The sequence below is a fragment of the Acinetobacter vivianii genome, from assembly GCF_014635885.1.
Classification (GTDB): domain Bacteria; phylum Pseudomonadota; class Gammaproteobacteria; order Pseudomonadales; family Moraxellaceae; genus Acinetobacter; species Acinetobacter vivianii.
Map to the genome: position 1 here is coordinate 49,482 of NZ_BMDR01000009.1, position 19,004 is coordinate 68,485.

General features: G+C 39.7%; 15 protein-coding genes, 1 other RNA gene and 1 pseudogene. 4 read left to right on the plus strand and 13 right to left on the minus strand.

The window, feature by feature from the left end:
* Positions 1–12 precede the first annotated feature (12 nt).
* The 3 genes from IEV36_RS16065 to yddG all read left to right on the plus strand — a co-directional run bounded on the left by IEV36_RS16065 (position 13) and on the right by yddG (position 2,149).
* Complete coding sequence (locus IEV36_RS16065) at positions 13–204, plus strand: type II toxin-antitoxin system Phd/YefM family antitoxin (protein WP_005256459.1); 192 nt, start codon at positions 13–15, stop codon at positions 202–204.
* Positions 204–1,130, plus strand: coding sequence for a DMT family transporter (locus IEV36_RS16070; protein WP_005256458.1), 927 nt, complete (start codon positions 204–206; stop codon positions 1,128–1,130). Before IEV36_RS16065 ends, IEV36_RS16070 begins: the two co-directional genes overlap by 1 nt.
* A gap of 116 nt (positions 1,131–1,246) precedes the next feature.
* On the plus strand, positions 1,247–2,149 hold the full coding sequence (gene yddG, locus IEV36_RS16075) for an aromatic amino acid DMT transporter YddG (RefSeq protein WP_005256457.1): 903 nt from the start codon (positions 1,247–1,249) through the stop codon (positions 2,147–2,149).
* Between the two features lie 41 nt (positions 2,150–2,190).
* On the opposite strand, the gene IEV36_RS16080 is transcribed toward yddG, so the two are convergent.
* The 8 genes and pseudogenes from IEV36_RS16080 to IEV36_RS16110 all read right to left on the minus strand — a co-directional run bounded on the left by IEV36_RS16080 (position 2,191) and on the right by IEV36_RS16110 (position 9,947).
* Entirely contained in the window at positions 2,191–2,796 is a 606-nt protein-coding gene (locus tag IEV36_RS16080; RefSeq protein WP_005256456.1) for a MarC family protein, read from the minus strand.
* Positions 2,797–2,872: 76 nt separating this feature from the next.
* Positions 2,873–4,045 carry a hypothetical protein gene (locus tag IEV36_RS16085; protein ID WP_005256455.1) on the minus strand — a complete coding sequence of 391 codons (1,173 nt, stop codon included), beginning with the start codon at positions 4,043–4,045 and terminating at the stop codon, positions 2,873–2,875.
* Positions 4,046–4,242: 197 nt separating this feature from the next.
* Positions 4,243–4,596, minus strand: a complete 354-nt coding sequence (locus IEV36_RS16090) for a EutQ-related cupin domain-containing protein (protein ID WP_005256454.1) — start codon at positions 4,594–4,596, stop codon at positions 4,243–4,245.
* A gap of 11 nt (positions 4,597–4,607) precedes the next feature.
* Complete coding sequence (locus IEV36_RS16095; RefSeq protein WP_005256452.1) at positions 4,608–5,924, minus strand: NAD(P)/FAD-dependent oxidoreductase; 1,317 nt, start codon at positions 5,922–5,924, stop codon at positions 4,608–4,610.
* Positions 5,925–5,941: 17 nt separating this feature from the next.
* A complete protein-coding gene (locus IEV36_RS16100; RefSeq protein WP_227591699.1) occupies positions 5,942–7,147 on the minus strand; it encodes an NAD(P)/FAD-dependent oxidoreductase in 1,206 nt (401 codons plus the stop codon).
* Positions 7,136–7,297, minus strand: a pseudogene (locus IEV36_RS18855) (rubredoxin); the annotation flags it as partial. The pseudogene IEV36_RS18855 and the gene IEV36_RS16100, both read right to left, overlap by 12 nt.
* Positions 7,298–7,324: 27 nt before the next feature.
* Entirely contained in the window at positions 7,325–8,755 is a 1,431-nt protein-coding gene (locus IEV36_RS16105) for an aldehyde dehydrogenase family protein (RefSeq protein WP_005256448.1), read from the minus strand.
* Position 8,756: 1 nt separating this feature from the next.
* Positions 8,757–9,947: an aromatic ring-hydroxylating oxygenase subunit alpha gene (locus IEV36_RS16110; RefSeq protein ID WP_005256446.1), complete on the minus strand. Its 1,191-nt coding sequence runs from the start codon at positions 9,945–9,947 to the stop codon at positions 8,757–8,759.
* A 336-nt stretch (positions 9,948–10,283) separates the two neighbouring features.
* Here IEV36_RS16110 and IEV36_RS16115 point away from each other — a divergent pair, with 336 nt between their 5' ends.
* Positions 10,284–11,969: a BCCT family transporter gene (locus IEV36_RS16115; protein WP_005256444.1), complete on the plus strand. Its 1,686-nt coding sequence runs from the start codon at positions 10,284–10,286 to the stop codon at positions 11,967–11,969.
* A gap of 65 nt (positions 11,970–12,034) precedes the next feature.
* Here IEV36_RS16115 and IEV36_RS16120 read toward each other — a convergent pair whose 3' ends face one another.
* From IEV36_RS16120 to IEV36_RS16140, 5 genes are all read right to left on the minus strand, one after another.
* Positions 12,035–12,958: a LysR substrate-binding domain-containing protein gene (locus tag IEV36_RS16120; RefSeq protein WP_005256442.1), complete on the minus strand. Its 924-nt coding sequence runs from the start codon at positions 12,956–12,958 to the stop codon at positions 12,035–12,037.
* Between the two features lie 519 nt (positions 12,959–13,477).
* Positions 13,478–13,837: a transfer-messenger RNA gene (gene ssrA, locus IEV36_RS16125) on the minus strand.
* Positions 13,838–13,995: 158 nt separating this feature from the next.
* Entirely contained in the window at positions 13,996–15,990 is a 1,995-nt protein-coding gene (gene ggt, locus IEV36_RS16130; RefSeq protein WP_005256436.1) for a gamma-glutamyltransferase, read from the minus strand.
* Between the two features lie 309 nt (positions 15,991–16,299).
* Complete coding sequence (locus IEV36_RS16135) at positions 16,300–17,826, minus strand: DHA2 family efflux MFS transporter permease subunit (protein WP_005256435.1); 1,527 nt, start codon at positions 17,824–17,826, stop codon at positions 16,300–16,302.
* 6 nt (positions 17,827–17,832) lie between these two features.
* A complete protein-coding gene (locus IEV36_RS16140) occupies positions 17,833–18,981 on the minus strand; it encodes an HlyD family secretion protein (protein ID WP_005256433.1) in 1,149 nt (382 codons plus the stop codon).
* Positions 18,982–19,004: the final 23 nt, after the last annotated feature.

The following is a 19,004-nucleotide window of genomic DNA, read 5'->3' on the forward strand; positions in this document are numbered from 1 at the left end:
AAGGACTTTTAAATGATTAGTTGGAATTACTCTAATGCTAGAGCACAACTATCCATGATTATGGATCAAGCAGTGTCAGGACAACCAGTTGAGATTACACGTCGGGGGCGCGAGTCTGCCGTTGTAATTAGTAAAGCATCTTATGAAGCTTATAAAAAAGCTGAATATGAGCAAATATGTCAAAAATCAAATGAAAAAAATTGATGAACTTAAAACTTTCATCCTTTCAGATAGGTTCGGTTAGTGCCTTTTTATCAGCTTTTTTATTCAGTACTAAAGCTATTTTTATTAAACAAGCTTATGCCATTACCTCTACTTTAGATGCAACTACACTCATGGTGATTAGAATGGCAAGTGCTTTACCATTCTTTTTACTTATATGCTGGATTGGTAGACATCATCTTAAAAATGTAAAGCTTAAAGATTGGTTTCTACTCACTCTGACTGGTGCTCTTGGTTACTACATCGCTAGTTGGCTCGACTTTTATGGCTTAATGTTTATTAGTGCTTCTTTGGAAAGGATTATTCTCTTCTTATATCCAACTTTAACTGTTATCGCCTCCAGTATCATCTTCAAACAAAAACTTAATATTAAAGTCATCATTGCATTAATTTTAAGTTATGGGGGTACTGTTCTAGTTATGCTGCAAGAACAAAAGAACTTAACAGATCAGCATGACTTTTGGCTTGGCGCTAGCCTTGTCTTTGCAAGCGCTGTTGCATTTGCATGTTATCTGTTACTAACGCCATCACTAATAAAAAAATTTGGCTCCTTAAATTTAACTGGGCTATCACTGTCCGCAGCTTGTCTCTGTATTTTCATCCATTTTATCTCTATAAATCCTCATCCCCTTCAGCACTTAACTTCCTTACCACTTAGTATAATCTGGTATGGCGTTGGGCTAGGCATCTTTGCAACGGTCCTCCCGACCCTTTTGCTTGTGTTTAGTATTGAGCATTTAGGTGCAGCTCAATCATCAATTATTTCATCAGTTGGCCCTGTTTTAACTATTTTTCTAGCTATTTTGTTTTTAGATGAACACTTAAATTCTATTCAATGGATTGGATGTATTCTTAACATTATTGGAGTAATGGTCATTACTTTATCTAGAAATAGACTCAAGAACTAATACTCACCCAACCATAATAAAAACTCATTATTGCATGATAAATTATCACGCGAATATAACTTTAAAAACAATTATTAAAAAACTAATATTAAAATTATTTTAATCAGGCAAAACAAATGAACCGCCAGATTGCAACCAGTATGGGCATTTTAGCTTTATTACTCTGGTCAACTTTAGTTGGCCTACTCAGGCTATCTACAGAGATTTTTGGCCCAATTTATACAGTAACTTATGTCTACACTTTAAGTGCCATTCTTTTATATTTTTCTTATGGTTTACCTGACTTTAAAAAAACGTCTGCTAAATTTCTGATTATCTCTAGCTCACTTTTTGTAATCTTTGAATTATGTTTTGCTTTTTCGATCACATTAGCAAAATCAGTTGAAAAGTCGATTGAAATGAATATCATTTTTAGCTTATGGCCAACCTTGATTATTTTAATGCTAGCGGTACTAAAAGAAGAAAAAGTAAACTTTTTAACTATTTTTGGTATATTAATTAGTTTTTCAGGAATAGTTATGATTAACTATCATCCAAATCTTAACTTTATTGATAACTTTTATAAAAATCCACTTAGCTATATTCTAATTTTTTTGGCTTCAATACTTTGGGCTTTTTATTGTATATATACCAAAAAACATAGTAATGGTACTAATGCTGTTTCTTTATACTTTATTCTGACAGCAATCGCTTTATGGATTCTGACCTTTTTTACACAAGGGTTTAATTTTCCTCATGTCACTCATTTCACAAGCTATTCTTTTATCCTGATCAATGCATTCTTTTTTGCGATGGGCTATCTGGCTTGGAATGTTGGAATCATCAAAGGGAATATGCCACTTTTAGTCATCCTATCTTATTTTTCTCCTATGCTCTCTTCTGCATTTTCAGTCATAGTCTTACATTCCACGTTATCTAATAATTTTTGGTATGGCGCAATTACCGTAACATTTGGCTCATTAATTTGTTGGCTCTCTACTCGTAAGAAACAAATTCACCACCCGAAATTAGCAATCTAAAATAAATAAGCCAAAGATGAACTTTGGCTTTATCTCTCTTTTTAAATTAGTCTTAAAACACCAGTTACTATCATGTCGACTGCTATAGTTCCAATTATTAAAGCAGCAAGACGACCTACGATATCAAAATAACGATCTATATACTTTGCATGTTTATAACGTAGGTGATCATGTGAAAACTTCATAAGAATTAATACACTACACGTTAAAAGTAGTACTAAAGCTATAATTGCAGCTGCCTCTAAAATTGACATATGCATTCCAGTGACTACAGCAGCACTAATCGTGCCAGGTCCAATCATAAATGGCATTGCAATAGTTCCAGCCAAATGTTCAGGAGCCCCTCTCATTTCTCCAATCGTATCGGCCCCCTGGAATACATACCGATATCCTATTACTAGAAAAATTAGCCCTCCAAAAATAAGAAATGATTCAAATCTTACATTTAAATATTTATTAAAAATTGCTTCTCCACCCCAAGCAAAGAGTAGAAAAACAACATACGCAATAAGACTGCCTTGAATTAAAGCTTTATTAAAAACTTTCGTTTCTGTATGTCGTATTAAACCGATCATATAGATACTCATGAGGAAAGGATTGAGTAACGAAAAAAATAGAATAAAAGTACTGAGGTATGGTGAAGACATTTTTTGTTATCCTTAACAAGTTCAGGAAGTTAAAAAACTTCCTGAACTGTAAATTATTAAGTTTTTTTGATATCGTTTAAAAGTTATAAACCAGCATTAGATTTAATAACTTATTCCACTTTCCATCATCACCTGCTGCTAGGGAGCTACCCGTTCCTCCAACAAACGGATCATTTTTACTCATTAAATATTCGGTATATAAAGAAACATTTTTATAGTCCCAAGCGACCCCAACAATATTGCGTTGTGAGTTATCAAAGCTATCTTCTTTCTTATTAAAACCACTAAAAACGATGTACGGCGTAACATTCAGCGAATCACGTACATTTTTAAATACGTAACTTGTATCGACTGTGTAGAAATAACCTTTGTTAGCAAGATCATATTCTCCGTCAAAAGATCCAAAAGTAGAGCGATCTGGACTTAAAGCATCCTTATTGTTAATTGATTGTCTTCCACCAGTGACGACAACATTTAAATTTTTATAATTAATGCGATTAAATAGTGCCCATGTATTTCTTGAGCCATCAGCTGAGGTTTTCTTATTTTCAATATCTGAGTACCAGTAACTTCCTCCTACTGATATTTTCAGATCATCTGTACTTAGAAATTTAAGATCTTGATCTACCCTTGCCATCCACATATTTTTTTCATTAAGATTCGTTTTTAATGGATCAGAAGATTTGACTACATTGGCAGTATATCTAGCAGAATCTTTGCTTTCTCCATGATAATTACCGCCATCAGTTGCAAAATATGCTAAATCAATTTTAGTGGCAGACGGTAATTCAAAGTGATAATTTGCCCCTAAATTTGAAGCGTCCTGTAAACCCATGGTGTTGTTAATACCAGCATAAAAGCTAGTATCCCAAAAACGACCTGGTCCAAATGGAATCGGTTGTACACCCACAGTGATATTATCCGTTGAATTTAAATGATATCCCGCATATCCATATACCAAAGTTGAAAAGTCGCAAAATGTATCGTATTGATAGCAGCGATATTCGACTTTTCCGAACCAGTCTGGTGATTCATAACCTAATCTTAAAATTGCTGCATCAAATTGAATTTTATGATCAGATGCATCTTCACCATAATTCTTATCTTGATAATTAGCGCGTAAAGCACCTGAAATAGTTAAAGCCCCTGTTTCACTATTGGCATCTCCTAAAGTTAAACCTGCCAATGCAGGGCATGCCAAACTTATAGACGCTAAGCTCAATCCAAGCTTCAAAAACACTTTTCTCATATACAATTCCTTGTTAAATCAATATTTGCAAAGAGCTAATCCTACTCTCTACTTGTTTTTTTCAGACGCAATTTCCTATTCAAGAAAGGTTCCTGAAATTAATAATTTATTAACTTTTATTTAGATTGCCGTTGAACCTAAGTACTCATGAAAAAGTCCATCCACTTTGAGCTCTGTTTAAAAGTGGATGGATAGTTTTATTCAATCCCGTGTATTTCTTTCCAATTGCCAGGATGTACTACATAACCAAACAATGCATGACCACCATAAATTAAGTCAGTTCCCTCAGGAATCCATAACATTTGTCCCGGCCGAACTTCATATTTTTGACCATTAGCAGTAAGTTCAAAACAGCCTTCAATTACAAAAATGACTTCGTCATAAAGTAATTTCCAGCTAACTTCAGCCCCTTCCCAACGTGCAAATCCGATTCCCATATTCGGTGAAACATCTGCACCTAACGCTCTAGCAACATATGCCATCCCATCAGGAGTTTCACCGCGTAGGTTGAAAATCAATTGTTTACTATCAACTAAACGAACTTCACTCATCATCTTTTACCTTACAATTCACTACGACTACGCCACTTTTCAAATCGAATACGAGTCTTCACTCCAAGACCTAAAAATGGTTCAGGTGGATTTAGACTTGGCATACCCGTCACAAATTGAATATCACTTAGTGCTTGAGAGTCTGCGCCTACAACCAAATCAGCTAAAAGTGTTCCTGAAATTGTTCCCCAAGCTGCTCCAACACCATTGTCACAAGCACTTGCATAAACACCATCTTCTAATTCACCAAAGAAATTCGTAAAGTTACGAGAAATCGCGTAAACACCGCCCCAAGTATGCGTAAATGGCACATCGGCTAACTCTGGATAACGTGCTAAAAAGGCTTTACGATGATCTGCCTGTATCCAGTGACGATTATCATCGCTGACATTGGCACCGTATTTCGGTACATGTTTATAAGTATTACGGATCAAAATACGACGATCTGCCGTCATACGTAATGTAGTTCCAGCATGATCTGCTGGTGTTAGTCCCCAATCCAACTCACCAAGATAAATATTCATTTCTTGGTCTGTCAGAGGGCGTGTCCAACTTGCGAAGGTCATGACGGGTAATAAGCGATTTTTCAAATATCCAAATTCACGCGTAAAAATACTTGTTGCTAGAAGTACTTTAGGCGTGGTGATCAGGCCTTGATCACCTTCTAATACCCATTGATTATTCTTTCTTTTTAAATCACGGATTGGTGATTGCTCTAATAATTCAACATTAGCTGGTAGATTATCCCCCATACCTCTTACTAAGGCTGCTGGTTGCATTAAGTAAGAACCTGGGGTGAAAATTGCACGACTATAAAAATCTGTCCCTAATATTTTTTTCAGCTCGGCCTTTTCAACCCAACGATATGGTTCACCTAAATCTTTCATCAGATGTTCAAAATGATTGAGATGAGCTTCACCTCTTTCACCTACTGCACCTTGATATTTACCTGCTGCCGACCACTGACAATCAATATTATGGCGCTCTACTAAACCTTGTAATTGTGCAATTGCAGATCGGTTTAGACTTAACAACTTTTGCTTATGCGAAGGATCTGGATGTGATAATGCAAATTTATGGGGTAAATCAATTACAAACCCTGAATTACGACCTGAGGCACCTTCAGCCACACGCTGAGCATCCACTAGAATAATACGGGCATTTGGCTTGAGTTCTGCCAATCTACGAGCTGCGGCTAATCCTGCGAAACCCGCTCCAATAATGGCATAGTCTGCTTTTTGTGGACCGATTAACTTTTTAGCAGGACCCGCTGGCGGCAATGCCGCATACCAGCCGCAAGTACTATCATCATTTGGTAAAGCAATCATTTTGTTATTCCCTTAACTTAAACTGCGGTTGGACACGAATTTAGTTTTTCAAGCCACTCAGTACGATGATGTTGTAATTGACACCCGAGTAACGCGAAGCCTGTTAACTTGCCTTGTTCATTGTAGAAACCAGCAGCAAACTCTCCGTCATGTTGTTCCACTCTCCATTCACCGGTCCCCATTGCAGGTAAGACTGATAATGGCAAAATTGGTGTTTTTACTAAAACTGGTGTTGATTTCAGATCCGCAGCAATTGAATGACCTAAAAGATTATTAACTAAAGCTGGTAATGCTTGAGTGATAGGATTGATATAAGGTGCCCATTGACCATTCACCTCTGCACAATCTCCCAAAGCAAAAATTGCAGGATCACTACTACAATGATCAAGTCCCGTACAGATACCGCGTGCTGTCTCTAGACCGGCTGCTTGAGCTAATGCAATATTTGGCCTCAAACCGACTGCACTTAATACCAAGTCAGTTTCAACGGATTGACCATCTTGGAGAGTTAATTGGTAACGCCCATCTGCAGATTGAATAGAACGGATACTATTTTGTAATTTCCACTCTACGCCTAACTCACTTAGCGCATTTTGTAGAGCATGTCCTAAAGGTTCTGGAATAAGACGTTCCATCGCCCATTTACCTAGCCCAACAACTGTAACTTTGACGCCATGTGCAGCTAAATCATTAGCGAACTCACAACCAATGAGACCATCCCCAAGAATTGTGACGTGTTGTTTATCTGATAATTGCTGACGGAAACGGCGATAATCCGCTAGATCATTTACGCTTAATGTTGCCGTAGAATCACCATCAATAGGAATGATAACTGGCGTTGCGCCTGTAGCAAGTACAAGTCTACCGTAAGGATAATCACCAATTGTGGTTTGAAGCTTTTTATTAGCCCGATCAATATGAGTCACTTTTGTATGTGGATAAACACGAATATTTAAGCGTTGTTCCCAACTAAGAGCGGTCTCACGGACTAAACTTTCACCGTCTTTACCTAATGCTAAAGCATTAGATAAAGCTGGTTTGCTATATAAGGCACCATCATCAGCAGTAAATACAGTAATAGACAAGTCTGGAGATTGTGCACGTAAAGTTGAAGCCACTTGATAGCCGGCATGACCGCTACCAATAATCACAACAGGTTCAATCACTGCAGCTACTGCCACTTGAGGAATTTCGTCCTCTTCAACATCTGTGATATCGAGCATTTCAAAATCAGCTTTACCCACTTGACACTCTGGACACATCCAGTCATCAGGGATATCTTCCCATTTCGTTCCTGGTGCTATCCCATCATCAGGCCAGCCTTTAGCTTCATCATAGATCCAGCCACAGACAATACATAACCACTTTCTCATCTTGTCTATTTCCTTATTTCTTACAAATTACACGCTATGCTTCAAACGAATACCGATATTGCGAGTTTGAACATAACTGTAGATGGCTTCCTGCCCTTTTTCGCGACCAAAACCAGATAAGCCCACACCACCAAATGGTGTTTCGATTCCGCCAGCAAACCATTCATTAACAAATACTTGGCCTGCAATAAGACGATTTGCTACTCGAAGTGTTTGATTCAGATTTTCACCAAATACACCAGCTACAAGGCCAAAGTCCGTACCATTTGCGATTGCAACTGCTTGGTCTTCATCATCAAAAGGCATGATCACCATGACAGGACCAAAAACTTCTTCTTGAGCAATCGACATGCCATCTTTTGCTTCAATAATCGTTGGCAGGACGAAGTAACCTTCTAGATCTGCTGCTTTACCGCCCGTTAGAACTTTTGCACCTTCTTCACGCGCTTTATCAATCATGGCAAGAATTTGTTGCTGCTGATCTTTAGAGACAACAGGTGTAAGTTCCGCATTATTTTCGCCAATACCCACCGTCAGGCTTTCTGCCAGATTAACGACAGCAGCCTTAACTTCTTCATAACGACTACGATGTACTAATAACCGAGACATTGCTGAGCAGACTTGCCCTGAGTTATAAAAAATTCCAACTTTAACGCTACGTAGTAACTGCTCTAAATCAACATCTGCAAAAGCGATTGCAGCAGACTTACCACCTAACTCCATTACAGAAGGTGTCGCGCGTTCAGCCGCATCTTTCAAAATGCGTTGGCCTGTTGGTACAGAGCCAGTAAATACAATCTGGTTCGTATCTTGGTGTTTAACCAGATGGGTTCCAACTTCTGACCCTTTACCACACAGTAAATTTACTGCACCTTGTGGAAAACCAGCTTTCTCAATTGCTTTAATGAGTAAAACCATTCCTAAAGGAGAAACTTCAGGTGACTTAATTACGACCGCATTGCCAGCTGCTAAAGCAGGTGCAAGCGAGCGAGCGCAAATTGATACAGGGAAGTTCCACGGTACGATTTGAACCGATACACCCATTGGAATATATGAAGTGAAATCTACATAATCTTTACCTAGAGGTACTGAGATTCCTTCAATTTTATCTGCCATACCCGCGTAGTATTCGAAATAACGCGCTGCTTCATCGAATTCTTCACGTGCCGTATCAACATTTTTACCGTTTTCACGGCAAAGAAGTAATGCGCCTTCGTCAGCAATTTCACGAATAGCTTCTGCTGCTTTTAACATCCAAGTTGTACGTTGTGCAGGGCGTACATCAGTTAATGCACCACTATTCACACAACGTCTAGCTGCAGCCATTGCAGCATCAGCATCTTCAATACTTGCACGAGCTACTGTTGCAAAAACTGTATCTGTTGCTGGGTTGATAATTTCCAATTGGCGAGAAGCATCTCGCCATTGGCCATCAACATAGTTGAGGTAATGTTGCATATTAAGCCTCCAATGCTTTTTTAGCTTGGCTTGCTAACCATTTTTGGAAGAAGTGTGTTGGCAAATCCATTTCAGGAGAGAAAACGCCTCCGCCAAAACCAGGTGAATGACGGCCTTTTTGCATGGTTTCAACCGCAAATACATCTTCAGCAAATACAACTTTCCATGATTCTAAAGTTGCTTCACGACATGCATCATATTTAGGATCTAATGATTCATCACTCACGTAATACAAACGTAATTTTTCAATGGTTTGCTCTGGAGCAATTGGGTCAATCATCATTGCAAATGCATGATCAGCTTGAATTCCTAATAATACGTTCGGGAAAACAGCGACATATTCCGCATGACGCAATTGGTCTTCTGGCCAGCTTGGGAATTTTGGCAAATGTGTACCCGCTGTAGCTGACAAGTTATATTTATAACTACCCTGACCAGCGAAGCGATCTTCGAACATAATGTTGTAATGATCTTCAAGTTTTGAATAGGTATTTAGCGCTGGGTGTACCCAAGGTAAGTGATAAGCTTCGCAATAGTTTTCAACTGTAAGTTTCCAGTTACTTTTTACAGGTAACTCAAAAGTTGAACCTATTTTGCTACTGCGAATAAGCTCTAAACCGTTTTCACCAAGGAAAGGCTTCCAACGCTCCACTAATGGTGCAATATGATCTTCGAAAGCTGGTGCATCACCAGAGATATTTACGAAGACCATATCCATCCAGATCGCAGAACGGAGTGCTTTTAAGCCATGTTTTTCACATTTAAAGCGTTCATCTTTATGCTGGTTAATGCCACCAACATGTGGAGTACCTTTTAAGTTACCGTTTAAGTCGTAACTCCAAGAATGGTATTGGCAACGAATTACACCTTCAATCGTTCCTTCTTGTTGCACCAAAATCATACCGCGATGGCTACAAACGTTATGGAAAACTTGGACTTCCCCTTCACGATTACGCATCATTACAAGAGGCATACCCATGAAATTAACAGGTTTCACATAGCTCTTTTTAGGTAAATCAGAAGCGAAACCTACACACACCCAAGTTTTACTTAAGATATTGTCACGTTCAAAATTAAAATATTCGTTACTGGTATATGCTAAATTAGGCATACCATTTGATTCAGTAATTGGATTTAAAACATTGTCTACTTGCTGAACTGTAATTAGTTGCTGGCTTACTCGACTATTCATCTGGCAATCTCCATTTATTTTGAATAACGCAGTGCTCCCTGCGTTGGCATTAACTATTCGTTAGCACCCAGTGCTGCTTAATAAAGATTGTGTAAAACGTGATGAAAAGTGACAAACTACTTTTTAGCTAGGTATCTATGAGTTTTTATCATGCTAGATAAATATGACTTTTAGGCGATTAGAACTTTTATAAAAAATAGTTGTGCATGATAAAAACTCACTGATTAGTGAGAATAAATCAGTTGAGCTTTCTAGGCACACATCACTACTCTTTTATTATTCGCATTTACAGCGACGAACAGGCAGTTCGTTTCTGAGCGCATCCAAGGAGGAGTTATGCGTAATACTACATCAGGATTCCTGTCAGGACTAAATCCTACCGTTTCAATCGGCGCAAAATTATTACTATTTGTTTTTATTAGTTTTTGTATCTTTAGAGAAAAACAAGCTGGTGAATATTTCCAGCTTATCTCTACAGCGTTATTGCAAAATGCCAAGTGGTTTTTATTATTATTAGCAACGTCATTGTTAGCTTTTTTAGTTTATTTATGTATGAGCCGTTATGGTCATATACGTTTAGGTAAAGATGATGAGAAGCCTGAATATAGTAATATTGCATGGATTTCTATGCTTTTTTCATGTGGGATGGGAGTTGGATTACTATTTTGGTCTGTAGCAGAGCCAATTACTCATTATGCAAGTAATCCGTTTACTCAAGGGTATACAGATGAAGCAGCTAGTATGGCAATGCAATTAACCTTTTTCCATTGGGGACTTCATCCTTGGGCGCTTTTCTGTCTGGCAGCGGTTGCTCTAGGTTATTTCGCTTATCGTAAAGATTTACCTTTTGCAATGCGTTCAATCTTATACCCATTAATAGGGAACCGTATATATGGTCCTATTGGGCATACAGTAGATATTTTAACTATTGTAATTACGGCATTTGGAGTTTCTCAATCTCTAAGTATGGGTATCCTAGAGCTTAATACAGGTTTGAATCATGCCTTTGGCGTCAGTATCGATTTAAAAATTCAATTAGTAATGGTTGTCTTGCTTTGTACAATTGCGACTATTTCTTTAATGTCAGCAATTAGTAAAGGATTTAAAGTCATTGCGGAGGGAAATATGATTATTTCTTATTTCCTCGTATTCATGCTTATTTTTATTGGTGCTACGCGCTATATCTTTAATACTTTCTTTGAGGGTTTAGGTGATTATTTACAAAATATCGTAGGTATGAGCTTATGGAGTGATGCTCAAAAAGATTCAGGTTGGCAAAATTGGTGGACTGCTTATTACTGGCCTTGGTGGATGACTTGGGCACCATTTGTAGGAATGTTTATTGCTCGTATCTCTAGAGGTCGTACTATACGAGAGTTAATTTGTGGAACTTTAGTTGCTCCAACATTATTAACCTTTATCTGGATTGCTGCCTTTGGTGGGGCTGCTCTTAAAATTGAAAAAGATGCTCAAAATGCAAAATCAACCCATGAATTAGTTATAAACAATCATTCAAATATAGCTAATATTGAAAAAACTACTCCTCACCAAGTTTCAATTTCCGAAGCAACAAAAGAAGATCCTACTCGTGCTGTATTTGTTTTCTTTGATCATCTCTCTCCCGATAAAGATACTCAAGTGTTCTTAAGTGCATTGTTATGTCTTCTGCTTGCAATTCATATCATTACATTAGTCAATTCAGGAACATTAGTACTTTGCTTCCTTGATGCAAACGGTTCTACCAATCCATCGATCAGTATTCGTTTAATTTGGAGCATCATTATTCCATTAATTGGCGGAGGATTAATTATTGCTGGTGGGCTAAAAGCAATACAAACGGCTTCTATCATTGCTGGATTTCCCATTGCTATCTTACTTATTATCATGGCTATTTCCTTAATTAAAACATTAAGAAGAGAGCCTCAGGCTTGGGAAATGTTACCAACACATGTTCGTCCTGACTTTTGTAAAGAGCCAGAGAAATTAGTAGAAGTTAAAACAGAACTTATTATAGAAAAATAAATTTTGATGAAAAAAATGGGGGATCTTAAAAAGATCCCCCATTTTTAAATTTCCAACACTAATAATCACCCTAAACCTTTCTGCCCGACTTGACCTGGTAATTGCTCTAGTAACCAATTACGGAACTGTTTTACACTTGAAGGAATCACACCTCTGTCTGTTGGCTCTAACATACAAAAATTTGCCTGAGTGCGAAGTACAGTTTCTACAGGGCGAACTAAAGCTCCACTCTTCAAGTAATCATCTACTAAAGATCCCCAGGCTAGAGCTATACCTTGACCATTTATAGCGGCTTGGATTAATAAAGGATAATTATTTATATTCACTCTATTTTTGGGTTTAAACATTGGATAACCTACTAAGGCAAACCATTCTGCCCAATTAATCCAATCTTTTTGTGATTCATCTAAAGAAAGTAGGCTTTTGCCAAAAATCTTGTCAGGCGTAATCTCTCCTTGGAATTGTGCCAAATAATGAGGACTACACACAGGAAATACTTCTTCAGGAAATAATGGAGTTACCTTCATATTTGCGGGAGGTGCCTTGCTATAAAATAATGCTAAATCACAATCCATTTTATGCAAATCAAGAATATTTTCAGTGGTTAAAATTCTTAAATCAACTCCCTCATTCTGCTGAAAAGTAGCTACTTTAGGTAAAAGCCAGAGTGCAGCCATGGCATTGGTTGTAACAACCGTAACCTGATGCTCACCTTGCCATTTCTTTATCTCAGCTGTAGCTTGAGAAACTTCCAGTAACGCACTATAAATCGTCTGATAATACTGTAGCCCCGTAGGTGTGAGTGAAATATTACGATTTGCACGAATAAATAACTCTTTACCTAAATATTCTTCAAGGTGTCTGATTTGGCGACTAATTGCTCCTTGAGTAACATTTAATTCATCTGCAGCTTTTGTAAAACTGAGGTGGCGTGCAGCTGCCTCGAATACAATTAAGCTGTTCATTGGTGGTAATGGCCTAATCTTCATGGACACTCCTAGTTTGTCCGTTACATCTTCAACGTAGTAAAAACTACATATGTCCTAGAATTATTTAATTTTTTTAAATGCTTCCTCAGCGCATGTATATCTAGCCCAATTTACGATTAAGCTATTTATTGTTAATAAAGTGTCATAAATATAAATTAATAAAAAGTGAGAAAAAGTATTCAACCTATGATTTTTTCTCATATCAAATAGAAAATTATATTTGTTTTTTATTAATCCACTAAGATTTAAGTACAGATTGCCATAATCCTGCCATGCAACATGATCTACCACCTATTCCTCTGTTCAATCACGCCAATAATTGGTTGAAATAATAGTATTCTCTTACTTTGATTTCTTATATCTTTAATTAGACTCTAATTTGTATTTTATAAAAAATAATCTAATTGAAAAATAGGGAGCATCTGCTCCCTATTCACGACTAGCTAACTTGATGCACCTATCAAAATCCCATCCAATAAAAAAGCCACTTAGAATAAGTGGCTGATTTATAGAGAATTTTGGTGGAGATGGCGGGAGTTGAACCCGCGTCCGCCAGCATTACGCTCGAGAATACTACATGCTTAGATATCGTCTATTGTTTTAACACTAAGCGACCCGACGAACAGGGTACAAAGCGCGATCCTCTAAGTTTGGTATAAAGCCCCGAGGCTTGACTCTATACGGACTTGTGTGCGTGCGCTTCAGTCGGGTTCACTGACCACAAGTATTCAGTGAAGCGGACAAGCTGCCCTTAGGCAGCTAGAGCGTATGATTCGTCGTTTGCGACTATTAAAATGCAAATTTTATTTACGAGAGAAAATGCGCTCTCGGCATGCATCTATGAGTTTCATCACCAGCGTCGAAGCCAGAAACATCCCCAAAGTACAGCGCAATCATAACATAGATCGTTAGAATTTAAATCTTAATTTCTAACCAATCAGCGAAATATACGCTTATTCTTCTATATTGTGACTACACTTTATTTTTCAAGTTCAAAATTGAAAAGCCGCCACAAGGACAGCTTTTTTGAATTTTACCTATAGCGCACCATTACCTAACACAATGCCCTCACGGCGTGGATCGACTCCACCCGCGTATTTGCTTTGATTATCAATATTCACTTTCATAATCGTCGCAATCCCACTGGTTTGAGCGGTATTAGAAATACCATGTCCTTTTGCTTTCAACGCATCAATCAGTTCAAGTAAGGACAACTGATCATTCGAGCTATCAATATTGGTATTTGGGCTATTGGTTGCCCCAAAGTTCACCAAAGACGTGGCTTGCTGTGCATTCAAATTCCAGTCCAATGCACCGACCAGCGTTTTTACTACATATTGAATAATCGTGCCACCACCTGGTGAACCTGTTGCCATATAAAAATCACCAGGTGCTGTTCCTTTAAATACCAAAGTTGGTGCCATGGTGCTGCGTGGACGTTTACCACCTTCTACCCGATTTGCCAATAATGCACCAGTTTGATCGACAGGATTGGCACTAAAATCAGTTAACTGGTTGGATAACAGGAAGCCATCTACCATATGGAATGAACCCATACTTGCTTCTACTGTCGATGTCATTGAAACCACATTGCCATACGCATCGACAATCGTGAATTGAGTTGTACCATGTTCAACTGTCTTATCAATCCCTGCATTTGAGTTAAATTCACCTGCTGGGGCTACGCCCATACTTTGATCTGGATTGATCAATGCCGCACGTTGTTTCAAATAGTTTTTGTCAATTAGACTAGCAATGCCCTTCGCAGGTAAAGGCACAAAATCTGTGTCTGCTACATATTTATCGCGGTCTGCATAAGCCAGTCGTTCCGTTTCAGAAACTAAATGTACGCCCATGACATCAGGTATCCCACCTTCATTCTCTGGATTTTTAGGCGAGTATTTACTCATCTCAAAGTTTTCTAAAATGCCCAGCGTTTGTGCAACAGCGATCCCACCTGATGATGGCGGTGGCATGGTACATACATAGTAACTGTCTCTGTAAGTGGTACAGATTGGCGTCCGTTTTTTAACTTGATAATTGGATAAGTCCTGTAAGGTCATCAAACTTGGGGTAATTGGAGTCTGGGCTGTATCATCCCCGACAGTTTGTCCTGCTTTAGCCACAATATTTTTCGCCATCGGCCCACTGTACATGGCTTTCGCACCTTGAGTTGCAAGTGTTTCTAACGTTTTGGCATAGGCTTTATTGGTCATGGTTTCACCCACTTTACGCGGTGTACCATCTGGATAAAAGTAGGTTGCGACTGCATTTGCATCCAGCGCCAGATGAGCGGCATTACTTGCAATCGCATCAGCCAGACGTCCAGGAATACGGAAGCCATGATCTGCCAGAACAATGGCCTGATCAAAAAGCTGATCCCATTTCAGTTTGCCATGTTCCTGTTGTGCCTGTTCCAGCAAACGCATTACCCCAGGCACACCAATAGAACGGCCACTGCGACGGGCACTCGGCACAGGTGCGGGAGATTCTGGATCATGTATATCCTGTCGAACCAGATAGTATTCATTGGCAGCAGCAGGTGCAGTTTCCCGTCCATCATAGGCGGTAACCGTTTTGCTTTCTGCATCGTAATACATCATGAAACCACTACCCGCAATGGTACTGGATTGTGGCTCCACCAAACCCAACACCGCTTGTACAGCTACGGCGGCATCCACCGCAGTTCCACCCGCTTTTAAAATTTCACATCCAGCTTTTACTGCCAATGGCGTATTCGCCACCACCATATATTTATCGGCATATTTGACTGTATTGTTTAAACGATAACCCGATGCACCTTCAGGTGCCGCAGGATCACCATTCTGATCCGAACCGACCACAATACTCGAGCCATCCTCTGCCAGTTTGCTACAACTACTTTGGTCCTGATCAATAATCAGATCGGGTTTTGAAGGTTGGCCTGTATTTGAGTCTTTGCCTGATTGATCTGATGAGGAATCATTCCCACATCCCTGTAATAAACCAACAGCCAATAAGCTGCTGAAAAAAAATGAATGTCTATGATTCACGTGATAACTCCATTATATATACCTGCCTATCCATGCAATTGCCATGCTAGTTTATTTATTTTCAGGTATAGAGGTTTTAATCTTTGATAAAAATAAATTTTTAATAATATTCAATGATTCTAGGCTTTATCTCCTACGCCCAGTAATATCCCTCCGTGTGATTACAATTCAATCCTTATCGCTTTCAACTGGATTCTGGCATGCTTTCTCTAGAAAAAAATAGGCAAAATCTATCAATTACAGCTTAAAACACTATTTTTATACATAAAAAAAGCACCTCAGAAGAGATGCTTTTTTAGTTCATAATTTTTAGTGGGTCGGCATGCCAGCCGTATTCCCTTTCGGTTTTGGACTTAACCAGATCAAGGCACTGGCAAATACAAACACAATCGCCAACAGCATAAACACATGGTTGGCCGACATGGTAATCGCTTCTTTATCCACTAAATTAGCAATCACACCCAGCGTTGCATCAGGTGAGAATCCATTCTGAAGCAGACTATTTTGGACTTCTTGCGGATGCAAATTATTGACCATTTCGCTACGTGCGACTTTGGCATGATCATCCCAAATGGTGACTGCAATCGACGCACCAATCGCACCAGCCATAGTTCGAAGGAAGTTCATTAAGCCTGCGGCAGATGCCATTTCTTGTGGCAATACAGATCCCATTGCAATATTCGACAACGGAATAAAGAAGAATGGCACCGCAAAACCTTGCAGGATTTGAGGCCACGCCAAGGCCATAAAGTCAGCATCAGTCACCCAGAATGCACGCATCAGAGTGACAACGCCAAGCAAGGCCAACCCAAAGCTTGCCAATGCCCGCGGATCATATTTGGTCGACAGCTTCGCCACAATCGGCGACATGGTCAAACTACCAAAGCCCATCGTGGCAGTGAGATAACCTGCCCATGTCGCGGTATACCCCAGATTGATCTGTAGCCACTGCGGAATCAGTACAATACTGCCAAAGAAGGAACCGAAGCCAAAGGCCAGCGCCAGTACTGAAACAGCAAAGCCTCTATGCCTGAAAACATAAAGATTGACCACGGGATGCTTTTCAGTCAGCTCCCAGATCATAAAGACAATAAAGCCTACTGCTGCGACCAGCGCCAGAATAATGATGCTGGAGTTATTAAACCAGTCGCGTTCATGTCCGAGATCCAGCATTAATTGCAATGCGCCAATCCACAACACCAATAAACCTAGGCCAATGGCATCAATCCGTAGTTTTTCGGTTTTGGTTTCAGCCACAGACAATAAGCGTATGGCAGCTAAGGTACAGACAATACCCACTGGAATATTAATGAAGAATATCCAGTGCCAAGACAGATTATCACTAATCAAGCCCCCGAGAATCGGCCCTAGAATTGGCCCAATGACCGTGGTCATGGCCCAAAGCCCCATTGCCTGAGCATGCTTTTCTGGTGGAAAAATTCGCATGAGCAAGGTTTGGCTGAGCGGCATCAGTGGGCCACCACAAAGACCTTGCCCAATTCGGAAAAAGACCAGCATTTCCAGTGAAGTCGCTAAACCACAAAGGAATGAGAAAATGGTGAAACCAATCAATCCGAAGACAAATACCCGAACCGTACCAAAGCGTCCTGCAAGCCAACCCGTTAAAGGGACACAAATTGCTTCTGCAACAGCATAAGAAGTAATGACCCATGTCCCTTGAGAGCTAGAAACTGCAAGGTTCCCTGTAATATGAGGCACAGAAACGTTAGCAATGGTGGTATCCAGTACCACCATAAAATTTGAAAGGGCGATCACAAAAGCTGCAAGCAGTAAGCGCCCGCCACTGAGTTCTGCAAAAGGAGTTTGCGTTTTCATGGCTGATTACTTCGATGCGAGATCAATATCCGCTTGCATCGATAACCCGACGCGCAATGGATGTTGTGCAAGTTCTTTTGGATCAAGGGTAATACGTACGGGTAAACGCTGTACCACTTTAATCCAGTTGCCTGTTGCATTTTGCGCAGGGATCAAGGCAAATGCTGCCCCTGTTCCACCTGAGAAACCTTGCACCGTCCCGTGATAAACCACATCATCGCCATACAGGTCTGAGCGTAGCGTAACTTGCTGACCTTCTCTGACTTTCGCCAGTTGGCTTTCTTTAAAGTTTGCATCGACATACAGTGCAGATAAAGGCACTACCGACATCATGACTGTACCTGGTGCTACACGTTGACCAATCTGAATATTACGACGGGCAATCACACCATCCACAGGTGCACGAATCACAGTACGTTCCAAATCCAGCGCAGCTTGTTCTACATGAGCTTTTGCGACGAGAACATCTGGTGTTGACGCTTCATTTACCCCTTGAATCAAGGCTTCATTGGCAGCAAAGGTACTTTCAGCGGCTTTACGGCTAGAGGTTGCCTGAGCTAAACCTGCTTGAGCCAGCTCTAGACTGGCTTTTGCAGTCGAAACAGCACTTTGCGCTTTACTTAATTCTTCTTTAGAAATTGCACCTGTCGCAGCAAGTTCATTACGGCGTTTGAGTTCCAATGCCGCACGATCATAATCCGCTTGGGCTTTGGTCACTTGTGCTTGCGCACTGCTGATCTCATCATTACGCACAACAACCTGAGAGTTTAAAGAACTGCTATTTGCCTGAGTCTGCTTATATTGACGTTGTGCTTTGGCAAGTTCAGCTTGCGCCTGTGCTAATTGAATCTTGGCATCCCGCTCATCAACACGCACCAACACATCGCCTTTTTTTACCTGTTGGGTATCTTTCACCAATACTTCAGAAACTTGCCCGCTCACCATTGAGGTAATTTGCGCTGTTTCAGCTCCCACATAAGCATTATCGGTACTGACAGAATGATTAAAGAATAACGCCCAGATGCCATACAGAATTGCAGCAAGAATGAGAATGAGCGCGAAAAATCCGAGAAATTTTTTACGTTTTGCTTTCATTGCATCATCTGATGCCGAATCTGAAGCAGCATCCTGTGGGTTGGCTTGAGCGTCAGTCATAAGTTATTCCTGAAAATTAAAGA